Source organism: Neisseria sp. DTU_2021_1001991_1_SI_NGA_ILE_055 (assembly GCF_032342915.1).
GTDB lineage: Bacteria > Pseudomonadota > Gammaproteobacteria > Burkholderiales > Neisseriaceae > Neisseria.
The window spans coordinates 1,392,470-1,418,820 of sequence record NZ_CP135440.1; the positions used below are offsets into that span (position 1 = coordinate 1,392,470).

Below are 26,351 nucleotides of genomic sequence, written 5' to 3' on the forward strand. Positions count from 1 at the left end.
TTCGGCTCAAGCAGATAAACAAGGCCGTCTGAAATTCAAGGAAACCCTTGATTTTCAGACGGCCTTGAATGAATCAATTACTCAGCGGCTGCAACAACAGCAACGGTAATTTTAGCAACAGCGTCAGTGTGCAGAGCCACTTCAACTTCGTATTCGCCAACAGCTTTCAAAGGACCGTTAGGCAGACGTACGTTTGCTTTAGCAGCTTGGATACCGGTAGCAACAATCGCTTCAGCGATGTCAGCATTGGTAACAGAACCGAACAGACGACCATCAACACCGGCTTTTTGAGCAACAGTAATGGTTTGGCCTTCCAGTTTTTCTTGACGTGCTTTAGCATCAGCCAAGATCTCAGCTTGTTTGGCTTCCAATTCAGCGCGGCGTGCTTCGAATTCTTTCATGTTGGCTTCGGTTGCACGTTTTGCTTTACCGGCAGGGATCAGGAAGTTGCGTGCGTAACCGTTTTTAACGGTAACGATATCACCCAAGTTACCCAGACCGCCGATTTTTTCTAACAGAATAATTTGCATGATTTAAACTCCAAAATTATTTGTGTTGATCGGTGTAAGGCAACAGAGCCAGGAAACGGGCACGTTTCACAGCAGTAGCCAACTGACGTTGGTAGTGTGCTTTAGTACCAGTAATGCGGGCAGGGATGATTTTGCCGTTTTCAGAGATGAAGTCTTTCAACAAATCAACTTGTTTGTAATCAACTTCTTGGATTTTTTCAGCCGTAAAGCGGCAGAATTTTCTACGTTTGAATGATTGACGAGCCATTGTCGTTTAACCTTTATATTCTTTAATGTTCTGTATGCGTAGTACCGGCTTGGGGAAGCGTTGGCTGCGTTGCGCCAAAAAACCTTCCAACTCGATGACGGCATCTTGCCGATACTGCCATTCCTCAGCCTGCTTACCTAAAATCCGCGCGGGAATTTCAAATTTGACCAGACATTTCTGTCCGTTTTCTTCCTGCCAAGATTCATGTTGCAACACAACATCTAATACAGGAATTCCTGCCGGCGTATATCTCAAAGGCTGAACCTGTAAGATACGGGCGGTAAGCTTAATCAGATTATTCAATCTTATTCAGCTGCTGCAACTTCTTCAGCCGCACCGTTCAGCAAGTTTTTTGCTTTTTCGCCGCCCAGCATTGGGGAAGCTTCAGTTACAGCGTGTTTTGTTTTGATGGTCAGGTGACGCAGTACGGCATCATTGAAGCGGAAAGCAGTTTCCAACTCTTCAACCACTTCAGGAGTAGTTTCGATATTCATCAAAACATAGTGTGCTTTGTGGATTTTGTTGATTGGGTAAGCCAATTGACGACGGCCCCAGTCTTCCAAACGGTGGATTTTACCGTTGGCTTCAGTAATCATGGTTTTGTAACGCTCAACCATAGCAGGCACTTGCTCGCTTTGATCAGGATGAACGATAAACACGATCTCGTAATGACGCATGTTATCTCCTTATGGATGATTAAAAACAGCCTTTCACCATGCGAAGTAAAAGGCAAGGCAAAGAGGCTGAATTTTATCCGCATTTCTTAAAAAATACAAGTCCGGATTCAAAATCCACTTTCTTTTCAATTAAAAAACAACATTAGGCCTTAGGGTTATTTCCTAGCAAACCACTCAACTATCTGCCAAAAATCTGCTAAAATCTGCCCCATCCTAATAAATACAGCATCAGAAGGCACACAATCATGGCTCTTTTGCAGATTTCCGAACCCGGCATGTCCGCCGCCCCCCATCAACACCGCCTCGCCGTAGGCATTGATTTAGGTACAACCAACAGCTTGGTGGCCACCGTACGCAGCGGCAGCGCAGTCTGCCTGCCCGATTCAGACGGCCGTACCACCCTGCCTTCGGTTGTCCGTTATTTGGATGGCGGAGTCGAAGTCGGCAAAAACGCCCTTTCTGCCCAAAAAACCGATCCGCTAAATACCGTCAGCTCCGCCAAACGCCTGATCGGCCGCACCCTTACAGACCTTACACAAGATGCGCAATACCTGCCTTATCAATTTACCCCCAATGAGCGCGTGGTTGAATTAAACACCCGTCAAGGTGCAAAAACGCCTATCGAAGTATCGGCAGAAATCCTCAAAGCCCTCAAATCGCGTGCCGAAGAAACTTTAGGCGGCGATTTGGTCGGCGCCGTCATTACCGTACCCGCTTATTTTGACGATGCCCAACGCCAAGCCACCAAAGATGCCGCGCGTTTGGCAGGCTTGAATGTCTTGCGCCTCCTCAACGAGCCGACCGCCGCCGCAATCGCCTACGGGCTGGATAACGCCTCAGAAGGCACGTTTGTCGTTTACGACTTGGGCGGCGGTACGTTCGACGTATCCGTATTGCAACTGACCAAAGGTCTGTTTGAAGTTAAAGCCACCGGCGGCAACAGCGCATTGGGCGGTGACGACTTCGACCACCGCTTGTTCTGCCACCTGCTGGAACAAAACGACCTTTCCAAACTCAACGAACAAGACAGCCAGCTTCTGCTTTCCCTTGTCCGTGCCGCCAAAGAAAAACTGACCACTCAAACCGAAGCCGTCATCGAAACCACACTTTCAGACGGCCATAAAGTTCATACTGTCATTACCCGCCAAGAATTTCACAATCTGACACAAAATCTGGTGCAAAAAACCATAGAGCCGGTCAAACAGGCACTGAAAGACGCGGGCGTGACCAAAGCCGACATCAAAGGCGTGATTATGGTCGGCGGTTCCACCCGTATGCTGCACGTTCAACAAGCGGTCGCCACCTTCTTCGGACAAACCCCGTTGAACAACCTCAACCCCGATGAAGTTGTCGCGCTCGGCGCCGCCATACAGGCGAACGTCCTTGCCGGCAACAAAACCGACGGCGAATGGCTGCTGCTGGACGTTACCCCCCTGTCGCTCGGTTTGGAAACCTACGGCGGCCTTGCCGAAAAAATCATCCCGCGCAATTCCACCATTCCCACCGCGCGCGCGCAGGACTTTACCACCTTCAAAGACGGTCAAACCGCCATGACGATACACGTCGTACAAGGCGAGCGTGAACTCGTTTCCGACTGCCGCAGCCTTGCCAAATTCACCCTGCGCGGCATTCCGCCCATGACCGCAGGCGCGGCGCGCATCCGCGTTACCTTCCAAGTTGACGCCGACGGCTTGCTGTCCGTTTCCGCCCAAGAACAAAGCACCGGCGTACAGGCGCAAATCGAAGTCAAACCTTCCTACGGCTTGGACGACGACACCATTACCCAAATGCTCAAAGACAGCATGAGTAACGCCGCCGAAGACATGGCGGCACGCGCACGCGCCGAAGCCGTGGTCGAAGCCGAAAGCCTGACCGACGCCGTCAACGCCGCCCTTGAATTGGATAGCGATTTGCTGGATGCCGAAGAATTGCAACAGATTCAACAAGACATCGCCAACTTGCAAGGCCGTCTGAAAGACGGCAAAGCCGAAGACATCCGCACCGCCGTCGCCAAACTCAGCCACAGCACCGACAACTTCGCCGCCAAACGCATGAACCGCAACATCCAACGCGCGTTGACAGGGCAAAGCGTTGATAATATTTGACGGCAAATGGTTTCAGACGGCCTTGAATCAAAAGGCCGTCTGAAAATCTAATATCCCAAACGACCTGATTACTTCTATGCGACTCTGGCACCAAACCCTTATCTCCCTACTCCCCCGTGCCCAGCTTTTGGGGCAACACCGCGAATGCGCTGCTTTACGCGGGGCGGGCTGGGGCAGGCCGCATGCGACGGTTAATTACGTTTTTACCCACTCACCCTACAAACTCTACCTGTATCACGCGTTGATTATGGAAGAGATGGAAAAGCGCGGTTACAAACCCGATGCTTTATGGAAAGACCCGCTATATCGCGGCAAAACCGTTGCCCCATACCATTCGCACGCGGCTGAAACAGCTACTTCGCCGATTTATGCCGAACATGATGATGCTTACTTGGACGAATGTCTGGAAAATTTAAGAAGTAAAGGCATCATGTTATAAACCCATTTTTCAGACGGCCTGAATATTGAATACCCAAGGCCGTCTGAAACCACTTTAACCACAACCACTCTTAAACAACCGAGACAATAAAAATGCCAAAAATTACCGTACTCCCACACGCGACATTATGCCCCGAAGGCGCGGTTATCGAAGACGCACCGGAAGGTCAAACCGTCCTTGACGTACTGCTCGACCACGATATCGAAGTCGACCACGCCTGTGAAAAATCCTGTGCCTGCACAACCTGTCACGTCATCATCCGCAAAGGTTTTGACAGCTTAGAAGAGCCGAGCGAGCTGGAAGAAGACCTGCTCGACCAGGCATGGGGCTTGGAAGCCGATTCACGCTTAAGCTGTCAGGCAGTTGTTGCCGATGAAGATTTGGTCGTAGAAATTCCTAAATATACGATCAACCATGCACGTGAAGACCACTAAAACAAGATTGAATGAAAAGGCCGTCTGAAACCACAAATTCATGGTTTTCAGACGGCCTGTTGCTTATGCGGCAACCTATTTGATATGAGGAAAAATAAAACGCATACGCGAAATCTGCATGGAGGCCACTTTCTGCGTAGCGGAGTAATTTTCAATTTTTTCTTGCATTCTGATTTGATGCAAATTGCCGTTATAACGGGGAGCCGCGTTTTTAGATTTGTTTACTGTCGGCAGTTCGGCCTCTGCCTTCAATGCTTCCTCTGCCTCGATGGCCGAAAGTGCAGCCTCATCTCTTACCAAACCGAAACGCTCGATAATGGCATTGGCTTCCTCTATATAACGCGATTTGTCCGCGCCATTTTCCAACACCGCATCTTCAAGCACGACCGACAAATGCTTGCCGCAATTTTCGATACGCTCGGCGATACGCGAATAAACCATCCAACGTTTCAACCTTAATGTGCCTGCATCATCATTGGGCGAAGCTGCATCCAGTTTAATTAAGCCATAGTGCTTGCCGTAATACAGACGGAACACCAGCTGTTTCAAACCTTCTGTCTCATCCAGTATCCGATAAAGTTCGCGAACCAACAACAGCAAACGGTCAAATGCGCCTGCTTTAGATAGATACTCCGGATCATCTGAAGCAAGCGCGTAAATCAGTTTGGATAGCTTGGCGTTGAGTGCGTTATTCATCTTTTTTCCTTTTATTTTTAAGCGATGGATTGTCTTAAGAGCCGTTCCAAAAAATTTGGTTGCATAGCAAAATGTAAATTTTGCATGGAAACCAAATCATTCAAAACGGAATAGAAAGTATAAAACGGCAGATTCAAAGGGAATATGCCGTGAATTTTAAGTGTCTTGCCGTATTTTAACGCAACTATGCTATTTTGTTAAAAAATAGCGCCATCATTTATCTGCCCATCTTCCGTAAAACAATCTGGCAGTCCGACTTCTTCTTGATTAAAATAATTGGCAATAGTCGAAACCCAATAAAGGAACACATCATGAAATGGACAGATACTCAACGCATCGCCGAAGAACTCTACGATTTACACGGCGACAGCATCGACCCGAAAACCGTGCGTTTTACCCAACTGCGTGATTTGATTATGGCACTGCCTGAATTTGAAGATGATCCGGCGCGTTGCGGCGAACGCATTCTCGAAGCCGTGCAACAAGCCTGGATAGATGAAGCGGAATAACCTTTTCCCTTTTCATCAAACAAGACCTCAGGCTGTTTTTCAGACGGCCTGAGGTCTTTATTAAATCTATTCATACAATTTCAGAAAATTTCGAAATTGACTCATACCAACCTCAAATTTATTATGCAGTCTGACAACAAATAAAAGATATGCAGAAGGTGCATAACCATGAATCATGCTCGAGAAATCGCTGCTTTAAACAACAGCCTTTCTGATTTGAAAGGCGACATCAATGTTTCATTCGAATTTTTCCCGCCGAAAAACGAACAAATGGAAACCATGCTGTGGGATTCCATCCATCGCCTGCAAACTTTGCATCCGAAATTTGTTTCCGTAACCTACGGTGCAAACTCCGGCGAACGCGACCGCACACACAGTATCGTCAAACGCATCAAACAAGAAACCGGCCTTGATGCAGCCCCCCACCTGACCGGTATCGATGCCAGTCCTGACGAGTTGCGCCAAATCGCCAAAGATTATTGGGACAGCGGTATCCGCCGCATTGTCGCCTTGCGTGGCGACGAGCCGCCCGGCTACGAGAAAAAACCTTTCTATGCCGAAGATTTGGTCAAGCTGTTGCGCTCCGTTGCCGACTTTGACATTTCCGTAGCGGCCTATCCAGAAGTGCACCCGGAAGCCAAATCCGCACAAGCCGACTTAATCAATCTGAAACGCAAAATCGATGCGGGTGCAAACCACGTTATTACCCAATTCTTCTTTGACGTGGAAAGCTATCTGCGCTTCCGCGACCGTTGCGTGATGATGGGCATTGACGTTGAAATCGTTCCCGGCATCCTGCCCGTAACCAATTTCAAACAATTGACCAAAATGGCCCAAGTGACCAACGTCAAAATCCCAAGCTGGCTGTCTAAAATGTACGAAGGTTTGGATGACGACCAAGGCACGCGCAACCTTGTTGCCGCCAGCATCGCCATCGACATGGTCAAAGTCCTCTCGCGCGAAGGTGTCAAAGACTTCCACTTCTACACCCTCAACCGCAGCGAACTGACTTACGCCATCTGCCATATTTTGGGCGTGCGTCCGCGTTAATAAAACAGACGGCCTCCCCATTCTGATTTACAATATCGAACATTCAGGCCATACCGGCCTGATTCAAAATTCCAACTAGGAGAGTTAACATGACAACATTGCATTTTTCAGGCTTCCCGCGCGTCGGTGCCTTCCGCGAATTGAAATTCGCACAAGAAAAATACTGGCGCAAAGAAATCAGCGAGCAAGAATTGCTGGCTGTTGCTAAAGACTTGCGCGAGAAAAACTGGAAACACCAAGCTGCTGCCAACGCTGATTACGTTGCCGTAGGCGATTTCACTTTCTACGATCACATCCTCGACCTGCAAGTTGCCACCGGTGCCATCCCTGCCCGCTTCGGCTTCGACAGCCAAAACCTGTCTTTGGAACAATTCTTCCAACTGGCGCGTGGTAACAAAGACCAATTCGCTATCGAAATGACCAAATGGTTCGACACCAACTACCACTACTTGGTGCCTGAATTCCACGCCGATACCGAATTCAAAGCCAACGCTAAACACTACGTTCAACAACTGCAAGAAGCCCAAGCTTTGGGCCTGAAAGCCAAACCGACCATCGTCGGCCCATTGACTTTCCTGTGGGTAGGTAAAGAAAAAGGCGCTGTCGAATTCGACCGTCTGAGCCTGTTGCCTAAACTGTTGCCTGTTTACGTTGAAATCCTGAACGCTTTGGTTGAAGCCGGTGCCGAATGGATTCAAATCGACGAACCTGCTTTGGCTGTCGACCTGCCTAAAGAATGGGTGGAAGCCTACAAAGACGTTTACGCCACTTTGAGCAAAGTAAACGCCAAAATCCTGTTGAGCACTTACTTCGGTTCTGTTGCAGAACACGCTGCCTTGCTGAAATCCTTACCTGTTGACGGCCTGCACATCGACTTGGTACGCGCTCCCGAGCAACTGGACGCATTTGCCGACTACGACAAAGTTCTGTCTGCCGGCGTTATCGACGGCCGCAACATTTGGCGCGCCAACCTGAACAAAGTTTTGGAAACTGTTGAGCCTCTGCAAGCCAAACTGGGCGACCGTTTGTGGATTTCCAGCTCTTGCTCTCTGCTGCACACTCCATTTGACTTGTCAGTTGAAGAAAAACTGAAAGCCAACAAACCTGACCTGTACTCTTGGTTGGCATTCACCCTGCAAAAAACCCAAGAATTGCGCGTTCTGAAAGCCGCATTGAACGAAGGTCGTGATTCTGTTGCCGAAGAACTGGCCGCCAGCCAAGCTGCTGCCGACTCCCGTGCCAACAGCAGCGAAATCCACCGTGCAGACGTTGCCAAACGCCTGGCCGATTTGCCTACCAACGCGGACCAACGCAAATCTCCATTTGCCGACCGTATCAAAGCGCAACAAGCATGGTTGAACCTGCCTCTGCTGCCGACTACCAACATCGGTTCTTTCCCACAAACTACCGAAATCCGCCAAGCACGTGCAGCCTTCAAAAAAGGCGAACTGTCTGCCGCCGATTACGAAGCCGCGATGAAAAAAGAAATCGCCTTGGTAGTTGAAGAGCAAGAAAAACTGGACTTGGACGTACTGGTACACGGCGAAGCCGAGCGTAACGACATGGTTGAATACTTCGGCGAACTGTTGAGCGGTTTTGCATTCACCCAATACGGCTGGGTACAAAGCTACGGCTCACGCTGCGTTAAACCACCTATCATCTTCGGTGACGTAAGCCGTCCTGAAGCCATGACTGTCGCTTGGTCTACTTACGCTCAAAGTCTGACCAAACGCCCGATGAAAGGTATGTTGACCGGCCCTGTAACCATTCTGCAATGGTCTTTCGTGCGCAACGATATTCCTCGCTCTACTGTGTGCAAACAAATCGCACTGGCTCTGAACGACGAAGTATTGGATCTGGAAAAAGCCGGCATCAAAGTCATCCAAATTGACGAACCTGCCATCCGCGAAGGTCTGCCTTTGAAACGTGCCGATTGGGATGCCTACCTGAACTGGGCCGGCGAATCTTTCCGCCTGTCCTCTACCGGTTGCGAAGATAGCACTCAAATCCACACTCATATGTGCTACTCTGAGTTCAACGACATCCTGCCTGCCATCGCCGCTATGGACGCTGACGTCATTACCATCGAAACTTCACGTTCCGACATGGAGCTCTTGACTGCATTCGGCGAGTTCAAATACCCGAACGACATCGGCCCAGGTGTTTACGACATCCACAGCCCACGTGTACCGACTGAAGCTGAAGTTGAGCATCTGTTGCGCAAAGCCATCGAGGTTGTACCGGTTGAACGTCTGTGGGTTAACCCAGACTGCGGCCTGAAAACACGTGGCTGGAAAGAAACTCTGGAACAACTCCAAGTGATGATGAACGTAACCCACAAATTGCGTGCCGAACTGGCTAAATAATGTGAGTTAGATAAAAGGCCGTCTGAAAATTTTCAGACGGCCTTTTTTTATTTATCGATATTTAAAACATAAAGATTACGACTTCAACAGCTTACAAAATCCCTGTCGTTGTATGATGTTCTTCCACTCCTGATGTATACACGTTCTGAGTATGGTGATACACAGTCTCTTTAGTCGTTTCGACAATATGGTTGGCTTCCGACAGAACATCACTCAATGTCACTTTACTGCCGGTCGTATTCACTTTTTTCAGTGCCGCGCCGTTATGGCTATTGCCTTCAGAATACGTGTTGATGTCATTCTCAAAGCGCAGCCATGAATCATATAGTTCACCTTTAATGTCCGTCATGATTTTATTGTTGGCCACATTTAAAGATGCTTTACCCTTAGGGTTGGTACTGTGTACGTCTATCAAAGCATCATTCAAATCACCGCCAAGTTTCAATGTGTTATTGGTGATGTTGTACTCTTTGGCATTGCTCTTTAAATAAGCAAATTCGACGTAGCCGGCAGATTCTTCACGCACGGAAATTTTGTTGTTGTGAATCGTTACCGCCCCATGCATAGCGACATTGCCATGGTGTTCTTCCACATAAACCGGTACCGCGCCTTTCATAATCTTGCCGATATCGGCATCATTGCCGCTGATGGTAATGGTACCGCTACCCATGCCGTTTTTAGATAAAACACGGTCGTAGGTATCGTTGATGACGGCAATCAGATATTTAGTGGATTCGCCGCTGATCTTGTTGTTTGCCATATTGAGTGTGTAATCCATTTTGCTTTCATGGTTACGGAACTCAATCGCGTAGGTCTGAATATTATTTTGATAAACCGTCAGATTTTTAATGACATTATCGCTGATATCAAAATAGCCTTTGTCAGCCGAGTGCAAATCTCTGTATTGGGTATTGGTTTGAACCTGAATACCTGAATACATGTGGTAGTACTTGCCCAAGTCATCATCAACATTCAAACGGAAGCTCGGATCTTGAATAATGGTATTGCCGGTAATTTTGACCTTATCCATAGAAAACTGGCGGTTGTAGGCGACAATACCATACAGCCTATCACCCGTTAACACATTGTTTTCAATGACAATGCCTGTGCCATCATGCACATCCAAACCCTTGCGGTAGTTGTGGTCGGTTGTGTTTTTACGGTATGTGATGCCGTAATTGTAGCTGCCCGCAGCCACAGCCATACCGTAGCCGGTACCGCCGTCCGCTTCGTGGCCGTTCCAATCCAAACGGTTGCCCTCGCCGATAAAGTTTTGTTGGAAACCGATCAGCGCACCGGCAACGCGGTTGTGGTGTAGATACGAATCGACAATACGGTTGTTCTCACCCAAAGGCAGCGCTTCGTATTTTTCATCAATTTCGCCGCTTTGCACGCGCTCTTTAAAGGTCAGCTTATGGCCTTTTTCCGTTTCCAAAGAAGCGGTCGAGGTAAACATCACACCAGCGCGGTTGGCACCGGAAACCTCTACTTTACTGATTAAAGTATTGTCCGCATCGTTGACCAAAATACCGTTTACCTTGCCAAAATAGCTTAAGCCTTTGCGGTAAAAATCAGGGTTGGTATATTGAACTGACAAATCGGCAATGGTTTTATTGTTTTGCCCATCGATCAAGATACCGGCAAATTCGCGGATATCGTCATGGTTGGTGTCCGGATTGAACACGCCCGTCTGCGCCTTATCAAACGTTACTTTGGTTTTACCCATCCCCGAACCAAACAAACCGCGTGCGCCGGAAACGGTTTTATCCATCACAATCTGGTTGGAAATATAGTAAGTACCATCCAAGAAGACCATGGCTTTTTCTTTATGAGCCGCTTCTAAAGCCGCTTTAAATGCCTGAAGACTATCTTTTTTACCCTGTGCATCGGCACCAAAATCATTCACGCGAACATAATTACCGTACTCTTTAGATTGATATACGCGGTATTTTCCAGATACACCGGCCCTGCTTTCGGCATGATCGTCAATTTTGTTTTCTTTACCCGAACTGAGGTGGCCGTCGTGGCTATTGATTGCTTTTTTACCGGAAGAAACGCCCGCTATTTTGTCATGGCCGTCTGAATCCTTCAGATTCTTTTTATGGACAATCTCAACGGTTTCTTTTTCTTCGGCAACTCTGTCTTCCGCCTCTTTTTCTTTGCGTGCGGCTTCGAGTTTGGCTTTACGCTCTGCAACCGCTTTTTCGACTGCCGCTTTATGCGCTTCTTTTGCGCGCTCGACAGCCTTTGCTTTGGCGGCGGCAGCCTCGGCTATTTTTTTTGCTTTGGCTTCTTCGTAAACTTTTTGCCTTTCAGCCAGGACTTTTTCCATCGATTGATTAACCGGCTTGTTTACCGGCTCTTTTGAAACAACGTGTTTGCTCGCCACTTTAGGCGCAATGGTATGTTTACTGGAAACGCTGCTTACAGAAGCAACGCTGGCCCGTGCAACATGCATTTTGGTCACAAGGCCGTCTGAAGATGATGAAGAACTGTCAAATCTTGCTGCCTCCGCCACATGCACTACTTCTCTCGTTACCGTATTTTTACCGCTTAATTGCTTAAGCTCAGGAGAAACCGACGGCATATCCCCCCAATTGTGGGTGTGTATCCATTCTTTTAGAGGAGAAGATGATTTGGAATTTGCTTCAGGTGTGGATGAGCCGTGACGAATGTGGGTACGGCCAAGAGGAGCAAGTTTATGTGACATAATCAGCGTATTTCCTTGTATCGAATATCGCCTTTCCCACCGCACAAGCGTGCGACAAAAAAGTCGATTGATTAAAGAGGTAAGACGGATTCTGTCGTAACAGCAATTGCCTGTATAAAGGCCAAACCGAAGCTGGCCACTTTGAGAAACTCGGCAGCGTTTCCCCTTCTGCCGGTTTTCTGATTGGAAACGGTAATGGTGTTTAGACAGAACCCTTGGATGACTTTTATAGGCAATCTGTCCGCGTACCATGTGTCCGGTTATTTTTGACGGAAATGTATCAGAGTCCCTTTTTAATTGATTAGTTCATCCAAAGTTAAGTTATTTTTGATTTTTATAGCAAAATAAAAATGGTTTTATCTTGTATTGTTTTCCTTTTTGGCGTGACAGAGTTAATTCCGCGAAGCCCAAAAGGAGGGAAATTCTAACACAATATGCCTTTAGCATTCCAAATTTAACTAAATTTACAAAATATACGAAATAAATATCTATAATTGTTTTTAACTTCATCGAAAAATCAATAAAATTCGATATTTTCAATGTGTATTTTTACAACATGACTGCGCATTATATACCGATTATCTTAAAATACTACCGTTTGTTTAAAAAATTTAGCATTTTATTATCGTTTTCCCCATCAAAAAACCAATAAAAAAAGGCCGTCTGAAAAAATATTTCAGACGGCCTTTTATATTAACTGCGTGCTACTTAACAAACTTCGACCAACCAGCCGTGTTTGTCTTCTGTCAAACCGTATTGAATATCGGTAATCGCCTTACGGATTGCGTAACCGCGCTCTTGGCTCTTCACTTCGATTTCTTTGCCATCAATCACGAAAGAAGTTACCGGAGAAATGACCGCAGCCGTACCAGTCAGAATTGCCTCTGCGCCATTTTCCACAGCTGCTTTCAGCTCATCAACGGTAAAGTTGCGCTCGGTAACGGTGTAGCCCAAATCTTTGGCAACAGTCAGTACGGAATCGCGGGTAACGCCGTGCAAGAATTCGTCGGTCAACGGTTTGGTAATGATTTCATCACCGTTAATCAGGATAAAGTTAGACGCGCCGGTTTCCTGAACGTCGCCATTCGGACAGAACAATACTTGGTTTGCCCCGTGCTCTGCTTTGGCTTTCAATACCCAAGGCATGGCGGAAGCGTAGTTGCCGCCGCATTTCACGCGGCCCATGTGCGGGGCGCAACGGATGTGTTCGGTTTCCACCAAGATTTTAACGGGCGAACCGGCTTTGAAATAGTCGCCGACAGGAGAAGCCAGAATGTACAGCAAGGCTGTTTCGGAAGGAGAACCGGCTTTACCGATCACAGGGTCGGTACCGATCAAAGTCGGACGCAGGTACAAAGCGGCAGGCGCGTCAGGGATTTCCTCGGCGGAGCGTTTGACCAATTCGATCAAAGCATTCAAATAAGCCTCTGTTTCAGGACGCGGCAGGTGCAGAATATCTGCGCTTTGCTGCATACGCGCGATGTTGGCGGTCGGGCGGAACATCACGATTTTGCCGTTTGCCTGACGGAATGCCTTCAAACCTTCAAAACATTCGCTGCCGTAATGCAGGGCGTGTGCGCCCGGGGCGAGTGTCAGGTCTTTGGAAGATTGCCATTCTACCGGTTGCCATTTACCTTCACGATAAGCGATAACGGGCATTTCAGCGTGGAAAACGCTGCCGAATACGGCTGGGACTGGTCTGCTCATGATGATTGCCTTTCTTATTCTGATTTGTAAGATAATAACTAAAGACTGAACAATACGCCTTTCAATATGGGTTTGACAAGTACCCGTCAGCATTAAAGGCACTCTTCCCATGCCGTCTGAAACATACCGTCCTATCCGAAATCCGGCAAATCGTTTAAACTGATACCATTTTTCAGACGGCCTGCACCAACCGCGGCCCACCCGGAGCAACCCATGAAACTCATCTATACCATCATCAAAATCCTGATTCTTCTTGTTTTCCTCCTGCTGGCCATCACCAATACCCACACCGTATCCTTCTTCTACCTGCCCGGCCAAAACGTCAATCTGCCGCTGATTGTCGTGCTTTTCGGCGCCTTTATTATCGGCATCGTGTTCGGTATGTTTGCCCTCTTCGGCCGTCTGCTGACCCTGCGCAGCGAAAACAACCGCCTGCGTGCCGAAGTGAAAAAATACGCCCACCTTTCCGAAAAAGACCTGACTCCGGTCAAAACCGAAACACCGGCAACAGCTTCCGAAACCGCTCCCAAAGCGTAACGCCACCAATCAATAAAGGAATACCATGGACAACGAATTGTGGGTCATCTTACTGCCCATCGTCCTCCTCCCCGTTTTCTTCGCTATGGGCTGGTTTGCCGCGCGCGTCGATATGAAGACCGTCCTGAAACAGGCCAAAAGCATACCGGCCGGCTTTTACAAAAGCCTTGACGCCCTCGTTGACCGCAACAGCGGCCGCGCCGCGCGCGAATTGGCGGAAGTCATCGACCAGCAGCCGCAGTCATACGACTTGAACCTGACCTTAGGCAAGCTCTACCGCCAACGCGGCGAAAACGACAAAGCCATCAATATGCACCGCGCCCTGCTCGATTCGCCCGACACCGTCAACGAAAAACGCGCACGCGTGCTTTTTGAATTGGCGCAAAACTACCAAAGCGCAGGCTTGGTGGACCGTGCCGAACAAATCTTTTTAGGTTTGCAGGAAGGCGATATGGCACGCGAAGCCCGCCAACACCTTTTGAGTATTTACCAGCAAGACCGCGACTGGGAAAAAGCCATCGAGATGGCACAGCTCTTAAGCCATGACGAACAAACCTACCAGTTTGAAATCGCCCAGTTCTATTGCGAAATCGCCCAAGCCGCGCTGTTTAAATCCAACTTCGACGCCGCCCGCTACAACATCGGCAAAGCGCTCGAAGCCAACAAAAAATGTACGCGCGCCAACATCATTCTCGGCGACATCGAATACCGTCAGGGCAACTTCCCTGCCGCCGTGGAAGCGTATTCCGCCATCGAGCAGCAAAACCACGCCTATTTGAGCATGGTCGGCGAGAAACTCTATGAAGCCTATGCCGCGCAAGGCAAACAGGAAGAAGGCCTCAACCGCCTCATCGGCTATATGCAGACCTTTCCCGATCTTGACCTGATCAACGTCATTTACGAGAAAGCCCTGCTGCTCAAAGGCGAAACCGAAGCGGCGCAAATCGCTGTCGAACTCGTCCGCCAAAAACCCGACCTCAACGGCGTGTACCGCCTGCTTGGTTTGAAACTTAGCAGTATGAATCCGGAGTGGAAAGCCGACACCGATATGATTCGTTCCATCATCGGCCGCCAGCTGCAAAAAAGTGTCATGTACCGCTGCCGCAACTGCCACTTCAAATCCCAAGTCTTCTTCTGGCACTGCCCGGCCTGCAACAAATGGCAAACCTTTACGCCGAATAAAATCGAAATTTAATCAAGCGTTAAGCATGAAAAAAGGCCGTCTGAAATTTTTTCAGACGGCCTTTTTATGAAAAAGCAAAATATCAAAGCGGTTCAAAACATGGCTTCACACACCGGCAATATTTGCTCAACAACGCTGCTCTGCCCATGCCAAGGCCGCTACAAGCTGAGCCTCAATATCGGCATTAAACTCGCCGGCACGGTACGCATCGCGCAATTCCGTGCGACGGGTTTCATCTGCCGCAATTTGATTTAACACCACTTGCGGAAACTCGTTAAACACAGGCCCGGCCTCTTCATGACCCATCAGGAACAGCGCAGGAATTTTTTGATTGGCGCGGACGATTTCCTGTTGGCGAGGATTCTCAAAACGGCTGCTGTCGTCAAAATCGTTGCGGGCAATATAGTTGACGCGGATATTGGGGTTCAACTCCGCCATTTTTTGAATAAACGGCACAAACACGCGGCAATCGGGGCAATATGGCGCAGCGGCAAGCAGCCAGTTTTGCGGACGACTGATCTTTTTAACCTCTGCTGCCGTTTGCGCCGATAGCTCGGTCGCCTGATAGAGCTGCTGCTGTTTCAATTTGTCTTCTTCGGTATCAAAATCCAAATATTCTGTATAAGTGGCCATGCTTTACTCCTGTTCTGTTGCATTGTTTTTCCCTGCCGCGTTGTTCAAAAGCGGAACAAGCAGATTGACGACAAGGTTTTCAAATAGCGGCTCTTCAAGCGGCGCTTCGTTCGAATGACCAAACACCAGCTTCACTTCGGTATATTCTTTCTGCGCTTTGTTCATTTTATTACCGTTAAAAATCTCATAGGCTTTTCTCAAGACAGCATCCCAATCTTCTTTCTTGCTGTACTCCTCCGCAGCGGCAAGGCTGGTTTTGGCAAAAAACGGCAAGGGGGTATTTTGTCCGATTCGGAAATATACCAACCATTCTTTCAAAAGTGCCCTCGCCGCCTCTTGCCCGATGGCGGCATAGGTTTCGGTCTGTCCCAGGCTGATGATATAGGTTTGTCGGTTGGCAACGGATTGAGGGGCGACGGCGCAAAAAATCAAATGCTCCAATAAACGGGCAATGCGGTTGGGCGCATTGTCTTTTTGGTTTTGGAACACAATGCGTCCGCATTCGTAAAGATTGCCGATGGTGCCTTGTAAAACCAAGTCGTCAAAGTGTAATTCATAAGGTTCAGACGGCCTTTTGTTGCTGCGTATCAACTCGGCATCTACGTTTTTCGCAGATATCTGATACTGCTTCTGCCATAAGCCGCCCAACTCGCCCACCGGCATCAGGCTTTCTGCATTCAGCCGAATGGCCGTATCTTCAAAATCTTCCCCTTTGCGCCGCGTATCCAAATAGGCATCGGCAATCCGGCCTTCATGTTGCGGCTCAAACGGTTCGGCAGATTCCCATGCGCCGTCCAAATACGGCTGATCCCAGCTTAAATTTCTCTTCAACCAAACTTTGACAGGGTTGCGCCAAAAACTGATAAGCTCGCCCTGCTGAATGGTTTTGCCCGGCTCTTCCTGACTTAAAGCCTCAAGGAAAAACGGCTGCGCTTCTACTGGCGGTTGGTTCAGCGCATCGGCGTAATCTTGGCGCGTACTGAAGAGGCCGTCTGAAAGCGCGTCCTTTTGGAAATAACGGCGTGAAAACGCCTGCAAAGGATGATGTTTCACCCATTTCTCCGCCAACTCGCGCCCACTTTTCCCCGTCATGGCGGCAATAGTATCCAGCAGCTCGCTGATTAACGAAGACGGCGCAAACTCGGCATCATTGCGTATATCGCGGCCGATATAAGACAAATACAGCATTTCGCGCGCGCTGATTAAGGCTTCGAGGAAAAGATAACGGTCGTCGTCGCGGCGGGCGCGGTCGCCTTTTTTCGGATGTTTGGCAATCAGGTCGAACACCGCCGCTTTGGTATTGCGCGGAAAATCGCCGTCATTCAAACCCAGCAGGCAAACCATTTTAAACGGCAGGCTGCGCATCGGCACCATACTGCAAAAAGTAATGCCGCCGCTCAAAAATCCGGCTTGGCTTTCGCTGTCCAAAAAGCGGCGGATATGGCGGATAACGGTTTTACACGGCAACAATCCGTCAAATTCGGCCAACTGCGCCTCTTCCTGCCATTTCGCCAAAGACTGCTCAAACTGCTGCTTGGCGTATTGGTCGTCCGTATCCGGTGCAAACAGTTTCTCCAGCAAATCGCGGCAACGCTGCACCCAGCCTTCCACATTGGCAGGTTTTTGCCATTGCGCCGCCATATCGGCCAAAGTACGGATAAATTCGGCAAAACCGCTGAACACGTCCAACTGGTTGACGTTGCTATGCCACGCGCTCACGCCCTGCCACATGCCGTGGCCGCCTTCGGGCAGCATCCAGCCCAAGGCCAAACGCTCTACCGCCTGCTGCCAAGTAAAGAGGTTGTCTTTGCCCTCGCGCATGGTTTGGTCCAAACCCCAATGCACATTCAATCCGGCAACAGCCTCATGCAGCAGCGGCACATCTTCCTCGCTCAAACCGAAGCGTTGCAGCACCAACCGGCTTTCCAGCAAAGGTAAAACCTTGTCCACTTCAAACCGGCTTTCCAGCAAATCCAAAGTTTGCGCCAAAGCATACAGCAAGGGTTGGCGGCGGCTGAGTTTTACATCCGAAATCGAATACGGCAAAGCCTGGCTGCCGGCCTGCTCCTGTCCAAAAACAGCTTCGATAAATGGGCTGTAGGGCTCGATGTTCGGCGTCAAAACGGCAATATCGTGCGGCTGCCAGTCGGGATTATTTTGCAACACCAGCGACAGCTCTTCTTTCAAAATCTGCAATTCGCGCAAAGGGCTGTGCGCCGCAACAATTTTGACCGAGCCGTCGTTCAGCAGCTTGTCCGGCTCGACACACACCGGATTGCCGTCCGCATCGTGGACTTGAACCCAAGCCGGCTGCGCGCCTGCTTCGCTTTCTTCCTGTTGGTATAAGCGTTCAGACGGCATGATTAAGTTTTGGATATCGTTTTGCAGGCAATGCAACAAGGTATCGTCTTTTCCCTCTTCATAAACCTGAATATCCTGCTCGGTTTCCACTTCCGACAGAAAATCAAAGAAATCACGCCCCTGCTTGCCCAAAGAAGCCAACAGCGGATGCCCTGCCTGCGACAAATCCGCCTCATCGCCCCTTTTCAAAATCTGCGCCTCGTCGATGACCTCGCCCCAATATTGGCTGCTCGGATTGAGCGCAAACACAAAAACATCGCAATGCTTGGAAATTTGGTGCAGCAGTTGCAGATACATCGGTGCCATTGTCGAAATGCCGAATACAAACAACCTTTGCGGTAAGACCGATTTATCCAACTGCGCCAACAGCTTTTCCCACAAGGCCACGCGATGCGGCGCGGATTGGCTGCCATCGTCCAAATAACGCCACAGCCGCGCCTGCCAATCCTCATCATCGCCCAAACCCAGCAGCTTCCCGGCCTGCCACGCATCAATCCAATCCGGCCGGTACACCAAATATTGGTCGAAAATATCCGCCATTTGTCCGGCAAGCTGATAATCCGCCGATGCCGAGCTGTGCAAATAACTTTCCAGCTTCAAGCGCACGTTTTCGCATTCCGGGGCCGTCTGAAACGCTTCGCTGCGGAACAAATCCAGCAAACGCCAACGCATGACCTCAGGCGAAAACGGGCTGAGCGGCGGCACATCGGGAACCAATTTGCGCATTAGCTGCCACGCCAGACCGGCCGGCAGGCTGAACTTCAAATTCGCCGCCACGCCGAGTTTGCGCGCAAAAAACACATTCAGATACCGCCGCATCCCCTGGCTCTGCACCACTACTTCTTCCTGCGCCAATACCGCATCCAAAGGCAAGGCCTGATGAATATGCGCGCACATTTCGGCAAGCGCTTCCAAACGGTCAGACTGATAAAGATAAAACATAGCAGACAATCTAAAAAAACAATTGCCCACATTATAATGCCATTAGGACAAATGCTTCAGCAGAAGCAGCAAACAAAAACACAGGCCGTCTGAAACACATCGCTTCAGACGGCCTAAAACAAAACAAATCCATCGGCGGCCAATTATTAATTATTTATCGACCCCCTGTACAAACCGGCTCCTCCTATCCTATAATTCCCCACATTCGGAATGTAGCGCAGCCCGGTAGCGCACTTCGTTCGGGACGAAGGGGTCGGAGGTTCGAATCCTCTCATTCCGACCAAATACAAAACCTGCTTGAATCCAAGCAGGTTTTTTACATTCGGCAAGCCTATACTTCCGGCGGCGGGAAAGGCGCGCCTTCGGGATGTTTGTAGCGGTTGTACATAAACAAATATTGTTCCGGAAAACGGCGTATCCAATATTCGGTATTTTCATTGATCACGCGCGCATCGTTCTCCTTATCGCCGTTCAACTCGCCGCGCAATGGCTCGATGTGCAAGACAAAGCCTTTACCATTGGGCAGACGCTCGCCGCAGAAAAACAAAGCCTTCACGCCTTTAACTTGCGCCAGCTTGCCCGCCAACGTCATGGTGTAGGCAGGTTTGCCGAAAAAGTCCACCCACACGCCGTCGCCGCCTTCTTCCGGAGACGGCACATGGTCCGGCAACACAATGGTCGCTTCGCCGCCGCGCAGGGCCTTGATGATTTGTTTGACGCCCTGAATGCTGGTCGGCGCAGTCTTGCCCTTGCCGCGCACGCGCCCTGCCTGCATCACCGCATCAAAAGACTTGATTTTCGGCGGTTTGTACATCGCCGTCAGCGGAAACGGCAGCTGCTGGCTGATGTAGCGGCCCGCCAAATCATAGCTGCCGATGTGCGGCGTGATAAACAGCAAACCTTCGCCCGCGCTCAAGGCCGTCTGAACATGTTCCCAACCGTTGACGCTGACAAACAGGTTTTCAATTTCTTCAGGCCGTCTGAAAAACGCCACCGGCAATTCCAAGCCGCCTTTTGCCGTTTCACGGAAAACTTTTTTCACCGCCTCGTCCGTCGGGTTCAAACCGGCAAGTGTCATGTTTTCGAATACCCTTCGGCGATCTTTCGACAGCACGCGGAAACCCAAACCGCCCAGCAGATTGCCTAATTTGTGCAACCAAGCCAAAGGCAGCGCGGCCAAAAATTTAAAAACAAAGGTAACAAGCGTTTGCATAAGGTTTTACCAAAATGAAGTGGACAGATTGTAAACGAAACAGGCCGTCTGAACAAAACAGACTTCGGGCAAATATATTGCGGCACACCTGCTTTTCTGCTACTATCCGCGCTGCATTAAGAGTTGGGAATTCCATGCCAACCTGCTTTTCAAACGGAAAGGTAAGGTGGACGGTTGAAAAACCGATGTGGCTCGCCAGAGCAATCCAAACCCGCTTAATGCGGGAATTTTTTTGCCTGTAAGAAACGCGCAACAGGATTCCGAAACAGTAGGCAAGTGCGAATGTTTCTCACTTGTATAGAGAAAAAGCGGAGTTTTTGTTATGATTTCCGCTGTCCGAAATAAAAGGCCGTCTGAAAACACAGCAGCCTGTTTTTAATGAAAGAATAGCAATGAGCGAATATCTGTTTACTTCCGAATCGGTATCCGAAGGCCATCCGGATAAAGTTGCCGACCAAGTGTCCGATGCGATTTTGGATGCCATCTTGGCGCAAGACCCAAAAGCGCGTGTCGCCGCTGAAACCTTGGTCAACACAGGCTTGTGCGTATTGGCAGGCGAAATCACTACCACCGCCCAAGTAGACTACATCAAAGTCGCACGCGAAACCATCAAACGCATCGGCTACAACTCCTCCGAGCTGGGCTTTGACGCCAACGGCTGCGCGGTCGGCGTGTACTACGACCAACAGTCTCCCGACATCGCCCAAGGCGTGAACGAAGGCGAAGGCATCGACCTGAATCAAGGTGCAGGCGACCAAGGTTTGATGTTCGGCTATGCCTGTGACGAAACCCCTACCCTGATGCCGTTTGCCATCTATTACAGCCACCGCCTGATGCAGCGTCAAAGCGAATTGCGCAAAGACGGCCGCCTGCCTTGGCTGCGTCCTGATGCCAAAGCGCAGCTGACCGTGGTTTACGATAGCGAAACCGGCAAAGTAAAACGCATCGACACCGTCGTCCTGTCCACCCAGCACGACCCGTCTATCGGCTACGAAGAGCTGAAAAACGCCGTGATCGAACACATCATCAAACCGGTTCTGCCGTCTGAACTGCTGACCGACGAAACCAAATACTTGATCAACCCGACCGGCCGCTTCGTTATCGGCGGCCCTCAAGGCGACTGCGGTCTGACCGGCCGTAAAATCATCGTCGATACCTACGGCGGCGCGGCTCCGCACGGCGGTGGCGCATTCTCCGGCAAAGACCCGTCCAAAGTGGACCGTTCCGCCGCCTACGCCTGCCGCTATGTTGCGAAAAACATCGTCGCCGCCGGTTTGGCAACCCAATGCCAAATCCAAGTTTCCTACGCCATCGGCGTTGCCGAACCAACTTCGATTTCCATTGATACTTTCGGCACCGGTAAAATCAGCGAAGAAAAACTGATTGCCCTGGTTCGCGAACATTTCGACCTGCGTCCAAAAGGCATCGTCCAAATGCTCGACCTGCTGCGCCCGATTTACAGCAAATCCGCCGCCTACGGCCACTTCGGCCGTGAAGAGCCTGAATTTACTTGGGAGCGCACCGACAAAGCAGCCGCATTGAAAGCAGCCGCAGGCGTATAAAAAAGCATGGAGGTCGTCTGAACGGGAGTTTCAGACGGCCTTTTTTACATCTCAATATTCAGAACGACACATCGTATTTTCACAAAACAGCGTAACAAACTTTGGATTGCTATGCTGTCTTTGTGAATCTACATAAATAAATTTGAAAGAATACCTCATGAAAAAATGGCTGCTGGCTGTTTTACCTGCCACCGCACTGGCTGCTCCGCCTCAAGGCTTTTATCAAAATTACCAAGACTGGGACATTGCCTGCGACAATACCGGTACCTGCCGTCTTGCCGGATATCAGGCGGATGAAACAGAAACGCCGGTTTCCATCTTGTTTACCCGAAAAGCGGGGGTGAACTCCGCCGTTGCCGGCGAAGTTTCCCTGCTGCCATTTCATGACGATGAGCGTCAGCTCGCCCGTGTGGCGGCCCGCAGCGAATTGATGCTGAACGGCAAATCACTGGGCAAATTAGCGTTCAATAAAAAAGGCCAAGGCAAATTGAGTAGCGCGCAAACCAACGCCTTACTCGAAGCGTTGAAAAAAGAAAGCCAAATCAGCATCCGCTCTGGAAAATATGAATGGCATTTGTCCGATAAAGGCGCGGCGGCGGCAATGTTGAAAGCGGACGAATTCCAAGGCCGTCTGAACACGCCTTCCGCGCTGATACGCAAAGGCAACAGCAGTCAGGCAGTCCTCAGCCCGCAGCCCAAACCCGTCATCCGCGCCGTTGCCGTGCCGAAAACAGCAGGCGATATACTGGAACAAGACACACCGCGCCACAGCGCCGTCATGAAGCTGCTGCGCAACAGCAACCGCGTTTCCGAAGGCGACGATAATTACTGTTACGCCCTGCACAATAAAGAGCAAATGGGTTGGAACCGCAGCCTGAATATTTATCCGCTCAATAAACAACAAGTTTTGGTGGAGGCCGTCTGTATCGGCGGAGCCTATCAAACCAGCGGCTACTATGCCATTGCCGACAAAAAATTAACCAAAATCGAACAAGTGCTACCACCAATGACATACGGCGGGCACGGCGGATTCGATGAGAAAACAGCCACCCTTAGCGGCAGCTTCAAAGGCCGAGGGATCGGCGACTGCTGGTCGGGCAATACGGCGGTATGGGACGGTAAAACGTTTGTCCGCAGTGAGGAATACACCACCGGTTCTTGCAAAGGCTTCACGGGCGGCGCATGGCTGATGCCTGTTTTTGAAGCCTGTGTTGAGCGTTAAAAGACACGGAATATTTACGATAGAAAGCACAGGCCGTCTCAAAATTCCCGTTTTCAGACGGCCTTTTTCCTTATACAATAGCCACTTGAATTTCTATATACATTCTGAATAAAGGATACGGATTATGTTCGGCAAACAACTTTTTGAAGAAGTCAGCTCAAAAATCAGCGAAACCATCGCCAACAGCCCTGCCAAAGACATGGAAAAAAACGTCAAAGCCATGCTCGGCAGCGCGTTCAACCGCATGGATTTGGTAACCCGAGAAGAATTCGACATCCAACAACAGGTTTTGATTAAAACCCGTACCAAGCTGGCCGAATTGGAAGCCCGTTTGGCCAAACTCGAAGCCGCCCAAGAGCCTGAAGAAGCTGCTTTGAAAGCTGCCGAAGCCGCTGCCGAAGAAGCAGTTGCCGAAATCACACAACAAACCGAAGCCGCCGAATAAGGCCGTCTGAAACATGTCGCTTGCTTTGATTTACAGCCGCGCTTTAAGCGGTATGAACGCGCCGTTGGTCGAAGTGGAAGCCCACCTTGCCAACGGCTTGCCACATTTCAATATCGTCGGTTTGCCCGATACTGAAGTCAAAGAAAGCCGCGACCGCGTGCGTGCTGCCATCATCCAAAGCGGCTTCGACTTCCCCGCCAAGAAAATTACTGTCAACCTCGCACCGGCCGACCTCCCCAAAGAATCCGGCCGTTTCGATTTACCGATTGCCTTAGGCATTCTTGCCGCATCGGGACAAATCAACCCTGAAAAGCTCGCGAAATACGAGTTTGCCGGAGAATTGGCGCTGTCCGGGCTGCTACGTCCCGTACGCGGCGCACTGGCCATGGCATGGCAGGGAATGCAGGCCGGCCGTTCGTTCGTCTTGCCGCAAGAAAATGCCGAACAGGCTGCCGTCATGCGCGGCATTGCAGTTTATGGCGCGCGTTCTTTGGGTGAAGTGGCCGCCCATTTAAACGGTATCGAACCGTTGACACAAACCGAATGCAAACTGCCACGAAGGCCGTCTGAACAAAGTAAAATACCCGACTTAGCCGATGTCAAAGGCCAACATACCGCCCGCCTCGCCTTGGAAATCGCCGCGGCAGGCGGACACAGCCTACTGATGATGGGCCCTCCGGGAACGGGCAAATCCATGCTTTCGCAACGTTTGCCCGGTATCCTTCCGCCTTTGACCGAAGACGAATTGGTCGAAGTCTGGGCATTGCGTTCGCTCCTGCCTAACCATCAACAGCAACTCGACAGCAACCGCCCTTTCCGCAGCCCTCATCACAGTGCCAGCTCGGCCGCCATGGTAGGTGGCGGTTCAGACCCTCGTCCGGGCGAAATTTCATTGGCGCACCATGGTGTGTTGTTTTTAGACGAATTGCCCGAGTTTGACCGTAAAGTATTAGAAGTGTTGCGCGAACCTTTGGAAAACGGCGAAATCCATATTTCTCGCGCTGCACGCCAAGCCGTTTATCCGGCCAAGTTCCAGCTCGTCGCTGCCATGAACCCCTGCCCTTGCGGCTATCTCGGTCATCCGTCCAAACCTTGCCGCTGCACACCTGAAAGTGTTGCCCGCTACCGCAACAGAATTTCAGGGCCATTGCTCGACCGTATTGATTTAACCATCGAAGTACCCAGCCTTTCCGCTGCCGAGTTAATGCAACAAGAAGCAGGCGAATCCAGTGCCACCGTATTGGAACGCGTTACCGCCGCACGCAAAATCCAATACAGCCGACAAGGCAAAGTCAATGCCGAACTGAGTGTCAGCGAGCTCGATGGCAAAGCCCGTATCAAAAAAGAAGCGCAAGAAGCCTTGGGAACCATGCTTGAAAAACTGTCCCTTTCCGCTCGAAGTTTCCACCGCATTATGCGCGTCGCCCGTACGCTGGCCGATTTGGCAGGCGACGAAGAAGTCAGCAAAACACATGTGATGAAAGCTATCGGCTTCCGTCGCGCCCTTTAACTTTTCAGACGGCCTGAATCTTTATGTTTAAGTAAAACTAGAGTAAACAAAGCATCAGGATTTTGCCGTCTATAACGGTTATTGATAAAATATCGAATCCAAACTCAGACAGTCTCCTTTCAGGCCGTCTGAACGCATTATTACAAGGTAAGTCATGAAAAAATCTACACAATATGGCAAAGGCTTGGCTGGTTTCTTTTTAGGCCTGATGCTGGCAACAGGTATTATTGCCGGTATTTTGTTCTTCTTGAACCAAGGCAACCAAAACGTTTTCAAAGAGCTGACTCAGCCTAAACAAAGCGAAGAACCTGAAATCCTGAAACCTCAAGACAAAGCAGAGAAACGCCCGGCTACCGACACTTCATCTACCCAAGCAGATGAAGAAAAAGCCAAGGCTGAAAAAGAAGCGGCGGAGAAAGAAGCCAAAGCAAAAGAAGCGGCTGAAAAGGCTGCCAAAGAAGCTGAAGAGAAAGCGGCACAAGCAGAAAAAGAGGCTCAGGAAAAAGCCGAGCGCGAAGCCAAAGAAAAGGCGGATAAAGCTGAAGCAGAAAAAGCCGAACGCGAAGCTAAAGAAAAAGCTGAAAAAGCCGCCGCCGACAAAGCCGAACGTGAAGCCAAAGAAAGAGCAGACAAAACTGCCGCCGACAAAGCCGAACGTGAAGCCAAAGAAAAAGCCTCAAAAGCGGAAGCAGAAAAAGAAGCCGCCAAGAAAAAACTGGCCGAGAAAAAAGCCGAATTAGAAAAAAAACGCGCAGAAAAAGCCAAAGCTGAAAAAGAAGCTGCCGATAAAACTGCAAAAGACAAAAAAGCGGCCGACCAACTGACCGACAAACAAAAAGAGCGTGCCGAGCGCAAATTGGCTGAGAAAAAAGCGGCCGAAGCCAAGAAACAAAACAAGCCGACACCTGAGCAAATCCTCAACAGCGGCAGCATCGAAAAAGCACGCAAAGCTGCAAATGCCGCTGCAACAAAAGAAAGCAGCAACGCCGCTGGCAAACAATCTTCAGAAAAAGCCGAAGCAGCTGCCAACAGCGGTAAAAAAGCCTTCCTGCAACTTGGTTCATATGCAGACCGCTCCAGCGCAGATTCACAACGTGCAAAATTGGCTATTTTAGGTGTGTCTTCCAAAGTGGTGGAATCGCAAAACGGCGACAAAACTATTTATCGAGTTCAAAGTAACACCATGCCGCAGGAAGCCGCTGTGAAACTGCAAAAAAACCTGCAAGGCCATAATATCAACAGCTTGATTCGTTCTACCAAATAATGGAATCAC

23 protein-coding genes, 1 tRNA gene and 1 riboswitch are annotated in these 26,351 nt (G+C 49.8%); of the genes, 14 read left to right on the top strand and 10 right to left on the bottom strand.

Going from position 1 to position 26,351, the window contains the following annotated elements:
- Positions 1-77: 77 nt before the first annotated feature.
- The 4 genes from rplI to rpsF are packed head-to-tail and all read right to left on the bottom strand — an operon-like array spanning position 78 to position 1,454.
- On the bottom strand, positions 78-530 hold the full coding sequence (rplI, locus tag RRV97_RS06515; RefSeq protein WP_036490126.1) for a 50S ribosomal protein L9: 453 nt from the start codon (positions 528-530) through the stop codon (positions 78-80).
- Between the two features lie 16 nt (positions 531-546).
- Positions 547-777: a 30S ribosomal protein S18 gene (gene rpsR / locus RRV97_RS06520; RefSeq protein ID WP_003678863.1), complete on the bottom strand. Its 231-nt coding sequence runs from the start codon at positions 775-777 to the stop codon at positions 547-549.
- Between the two features lie 6 nt (positions 778-783).
- Positions 784-1,086 carry a primosomal replication protein N gene (priB, locus tag RRV97_RS06525; protein WP_315612242.1) on the bottom strand — a complete coding sequence of 101 codons (303 nt, stop codon included), beginning with the start codon at positions 1,084-1,086 and terminating at the stop codon, positions 784-786.
- Positions 1,083-1,454, bottom strand: a complete 372-nt coding sequence (gene rpsF / locus RRV97_RS06530) for a 30S ribosomal protein S6 (protein WP_004519252.1) — start codon at positions 1,452-1,454, stop codon at positions 1,083-1,085. Before rpsF ends, priB begins: the two co-directional genes overlap by 4 nt.
- Positions 1,455-1,699: 245 nt before the next feature.
- On the opposite strand from rpsF, the gene hscA reads away from it, so the two are divergent.
- From hscA to fdx, 3 genes are all read left to right on the top strand, one after another.
- Positions 1,700-3,559 (top strand): Fe-S protein assembly chaperone HscA, encoded by a 1,860-nt coding sequence (gene hscA / locus RRV97_RS06535; protein WP_315611060.1) that lies wholly within the window; start codon positions 1,700-1,702, stop codon positions 3,557-3,559.
- A gap of 76 nt (positions 3,560-3,635) precedes the next feature.
- On the top strand, positions 3,636-3,998 hold the full coding sequence (locus RRV97_RS06540) for a TIGR02328 family protein (RefSeq protein ID WP_315611061.1): 363 nt from the start codon (positions 3,636-3,638) through the stop codon (positions 3,996-3,998).
- Between the two features lie 92 nt (positions 3,999-4,090).
- Positions 4,091-4,432, top strand: coding sequence for an ISC system 2Fe-2S type ferredoxin (gene fdx, locus RRV97_RS06545; protein WP_003745561.1), 342 nt, complete (start codon positions 4,091-4,093; stop codon positions 4,430-4,432).
- 75 nt (positions 4,433-4,507) lie between these two features.
- Here fdx and RRV97_RS06550 read toward each other — a convergent pair whose 3' ends face one another.
- A complete protein-coding gene (locus RRV97_RS06550; protein ID WP_315611062.1) occupies positions 4,508-5,128 on the bottom strand; it encodes a hypothetical protein in 621 nt (206 codons plus the stop codon).
- Between the two features lie 311 nt (positions 5,129-5,439).
- Between RRV97_RS06550 and iscX the strand changes: the two genes are divergently transcribed.
- The 3 genes from iscX (at position 5,440) to metE (ending at position 9,053) form a co-directional block, all read left to right on the top strand.
- Positions 5,440-5,637 (top strand): Fe-S cluster assembly protein IscX, encoded by a 198-nt coding sequence (gene iscX, locus RRV97_RS06555; protein ID WP_315611063.1) that lies wholly within the window; start codon positions 5,440-5,442, stop codon positions 5,635-5,637.
- Between the two features lie 168 nt (positions 5,638-5,805).
- On the top strand, positions 5,806-6,687 hold the full coding sequence (metF, locus tag RRV97_RS06560) for a methylenetetrahydrofolate reductase (protein ID WP_049323818.1): 882 nt from the start codon (positions 5,806-5,808) through the stop codon (positions 6,685-6,687).
- An 89-nt stretch (positions 6,688-6,776) separates the two neighbouring features.
- Complete coding sequence (metE, locus tag RRV97_RS06565; protein WP_315611064.1) at positions 6,777-9,053, top strand: 5-methyltetrahydropteroyltriglutamate--homocysteine S-methyltransferase; 2,277 nt, start codon at positions 6,777-6,779, stop codon at positions 9,051-9,053.
- Between the two features lie 91 nt (positions 9,054-9,144).
- Here the strand turns inward: metE and RRV97_RS06570 are convergent, their stop codons facing one another.
- Both RRV97_RS06570 and ilvE read right to left on the bottom strand, forming a co-directional pair.
- Entirely contained in the window at positions 9,145-11,385 is a 2,241-nt protein-coding gene (locus RRV97_RS06570) for a right-handed parallel beta-helix repeat-containing protein (protein ID WP_315612243.1), read from the bottom strand.
- 1,086 nt (positions 11,386-12,471) lie between these two features.
- The gene (ilvE, locus tag RRV97_RS06575; RefSeq protein ID WP_101755255.1) at positions 12,472-13,470 is read right to left on the bottom strand and encodes a branched-chain-amino-acid transaminase; all 999 of its coding nucleotides are present in this window, start codon (positions 13,468-13,470) and stop codon (positions 12,472-12,474) included.
- Positions 13,471-13,683: 213 nt separating this feature from the next.
- Between ilvE and RRV97_RS06580 the strand changes: the two genes are divergently transcribed.
- Both RRV97_RS06580 and lapB read left to right on the top strand, forming a co-directional pair.
- Positions 13,684-14,007 carry a lipopolysaccharide assembly LapA domain-containing protein gene (locus RRV97_RS06580; protein WP_036490154.1) on the top strand — a complete coding sequence of 108 codons (324 nt, stop codon included), beginning with the start codon at positions 13,684-13,686 and terminating at the stop codon, positions 14,005-14,007.
- Positions 14,008-14,032: 25 nt separating this feature from the next.
- Positions 14,033-15,202: a lipopolysaccharide assembly protein LapB gene (gene lapB / locus RRV97_RS06585; protein WP_003684462.1), complete on the top strand. Its 1,170-nt coding sequence runs from the start codon at positions 14,033-14,035 to the stop codon at positions 15,200-15,202.
- 114 nt (positions 15,203-15,316) lie between these two features.
- Here lapB and RRV97_RS06590 read toward each other — a convergent pair whose 3' ends face one another.
- Entirely contained in the window at positions 15,317-15,823 is a 507-nt protein-coding gene (locus RRV97_RS06590; protein WP_315611065.1) for a thioredoxin family protein, read from the bottom strand.
- Positions 15,824-15,826: 3 nt separating this feature from the next.
- Entirely contained in the window at positions 15,827-19,126 is a 3,300-nt protein-coding gene (gene recC / locus RRV97_RS06595) for an exodeoxyribonuclease V subunit gamma (RefSeq protein ID WP_315611066.1), read from the bottom strand.
- Positions 19,127-19,332: 206 nt separating this feature from the next.
- Between recC and RRV97_RS06600 the strand changes: the two genes are divergently transcribed.
- Positions 19,333-19,409, top strand: a tRNA-Pro gene (locus RRV97_RS06600).
- Between the two features lie 48 nt (positions 19,410-19,457).
- Here RRV97_RS06600 and RRV97_RS06605 read toward each other — a convergent pair.
- Entirely contained in the window at positions 19,458-20,339 is an 882-nt protein-coding gene (locus tag RRV97_RS06605) for a lysophospholipid acyltransferase family protein (RefSeq protein ID WP_315611067.1), read from the bottom strand.
- Between the two features lie 108 nt (positions 20,340-20,447).
- Positions 20,448-20,558: riboswitch (SAM-I-IV-variant riboswitch) on the top strand.
- Between the two features lie 173 nt (positions 20,559-20,731).
- On the opposite strand from RRV97_RS06605, the gene metK reads away from it, so the two are divergent.
- From metK to RRV97_RS06630, 5 genes are all read left to right on the top strand, one after another.
- Complete coding sequence (metK, locus tag RRV97_RS06610) at positions 20,732-21,901, top strand: methionine adenosyltransferase (protein ID WP_049351011.1); 1,170 nt, start codon at positions 20,732-20,734, stop codon at positions 21,899-21,901.
- Between the two features lie 157 nt (positions 21,902-22,058).
- Positions 22,059-23,123: a DUF1176 domain-containing protein gene (locus RRV97_RS06615; protein WP_315611068.1), complete on the top strand. Its 1,065-nt coding sequence runs from the start codon at positions 22,059-22,061 to the stop codon at positions 23,121-23,123.
- A gap of 124 nt (positions 23,124-23,247) precedes the next feature.
- Positions 23,248-23,568, top strand: a complete 321-nt coding sequence (locus tag RRV97_RS06620; protein WP_070823276.1) for an accessory factor UbiK family protein — start codon at positions 23,248-23,250, stop codon at positions 23,566-23,568.
- 13 nt (positions 23,569-23,581) lie between these two features.
- Positions 23,582-25,078 carry a YifB family Mg chelatase-like AAA ATPase gene (locus tag RRV97_RS06625; protein WP_315611069.1) on the top strand — a complete coding sequence of 499 codons (1,497 nt, stop codon included), beginning with the start codon at positions 23,582-23,584 and terminating at the stop codon, positions 25,076-25,078.
- Positions 25,079-25,232: 154 nt separating this feature from the next.
- Positions 25,233-26,342: an SPOR domain-containing protein gene (locus tag RRV97_RS06630; protein WP_315611070.1), complete on the top strand. Its 1,110-nt coding sequence runs from the start codon at positions 25,233-25,235 to the stop codon at positions 26,340-26,342.
- The last annotated feature ends 9 nt before the right edge of the window (positions 26,343-26,351 follow it).

Bases quoted from the DNA above. Each gene is read 5' to 3' on its own strand.
- metE (WP_315611064.1), top strand. From the start codon at position 6,777: ATGACAACATTGCATTTTTCAGGCTTCCCGCGCGTCGGTGCCTTCCGC.
- metK (WP_049351011.1), top strand. From the start codon at position 20,732: ATGAGCGAATATCTGTTTACTTCCGAATCGGTATCCGAAGGCCATCCG.
- metF (WP_049323818.1), top strand. From the start codon at position 5,806: ATGAATCATGCTCGAGAAATCGCTGCTTTAAACAACAGCCTTTCTGAT.
- ilvE (WP_101755255.1), bottom strand. From the start codon at position 13,470: ATGAGCAGACCAGTCCCAGCCGTATTCGGCAGCGTTTTCCACGCTGAA.
- RRV97_RS06580 (WP_036490154.1), top strand. From the start codon at position 13,684: ATGAAACTCATCTATACCATCATCAAAATCCTGATTCTTCTTGTTTTC.
- RRV97_RS06615 (WP_315611068.1), top strand. From the start codon at position 22,059: ATGAAAAAATGGCTGCTGGCTGTTTTACCTGCCACCGCACTGGCTGCT.
- rplI (WP_036490126.1), bottom strand. From the start codon at position 530: ATGCAAATTATTCTGTTAGAAAAAATCGGCGGTCTGGGTAACTTGGGT.
- recC (WP_315611066.1), bottom strand. From the start codon at position 19,126: ATGTTTTATCTTTATCAGTCTGACCGTTTGGAAGCGCTTGCCGAAATG.
- RRV97_RS06570 (WP_315612243.1), bottom strand. From the start codon at position 11,385: ATGGAAAAAGTCCTGGCTGAAAGGCAAAAAGTTTACGAAGAAGCCAAA.
- RRV97_RS06630 (WP_315611070.1), top strand. From the start codon at position 25,233: ATGAAAAAATCTACACAATATGGCAAAGGCTTGGCTGGTTTCTTTTTA.
- RRV97_RS06620 (WP_070823276.1), top strand. From the start codon at position 23,248: ATGTTCGGCAAACAACTTTTTGAAGAAGTCAGCTCAAAAATCAGCGAA.
- hscA (WP_315611060.1), top strand. From the start codon at position 1,700: ATGGCTCTTTTGCAGATTTCCGAACCCGGCATGTCCGCCGCCCCCCAT.
- rpsR (WP_003678863.1), bottom strand. From the start codon at position 777: ATGGCTCGTCAATCATTCAAACGTAGAAAATTCTGCCGCTTTACGGCT.
- RRV97_RS06550 (WP_315611062.1), bottom strand. From the start codon at position 5,128: ATGAATAACGCACTCAACGCCAAGCTATCCAAACTGATTTACGCGCTT.
- RRV97_RS06590 (WP_315611065.1), bottom strand. From the start codon at position 15,823: ATGGCCACTTATACAGAATATTTGGATTTTGATACCGAAGAAGACAAA.
- RRV97_RS06625 (WP_315611069.1), top strand. From the start codon at position 23,582: ATGTCGCTTGCTTTGATTTACAGCCGCGCTTTAAGCGGTATGAACGCG.
- rpsF (WP_004519252.1), bottom strand. From the start codon at position 1,454: ATGCGTCATTACGAGATCGTGTTTATCGTTCATCCTGATCAAAGCGAG.
- iscX (WP_315611063.1), top strand. From the start codon at position 5,440: ATGAAATGGACAGATACTCAACGCATCGCCGAAGAACTCTACGATTTA.
- RRV97_RS06605 (WP_315611067.1), bottom strand. From the start codon at position 20,339: ATGCAAACGCTTGTTACCTTTGTTTTTAAATTTTTGGCCGCGCTGCCT.
- RRV97_RS06540 (WP_315611061.1), top strand. From the start codon at position 3,636: ATGCGACTCTGGCACCAAACCCTTATCTCCCTACTCCCCCGTGCCCAG.
- lapB (WP_003684462.1), top strand. From the start codon at position 14,033: ATGGACAACGAATTGTGGGTCATCTTACTGCCCATCGTCCTCCTCCCC.
- fdx (WP_003745561.1), top strand. From the start codon at position 4,091: ATGCCAAAAATTACCGTACTCCCACACGCGACATTATGCCCCGAAGGC.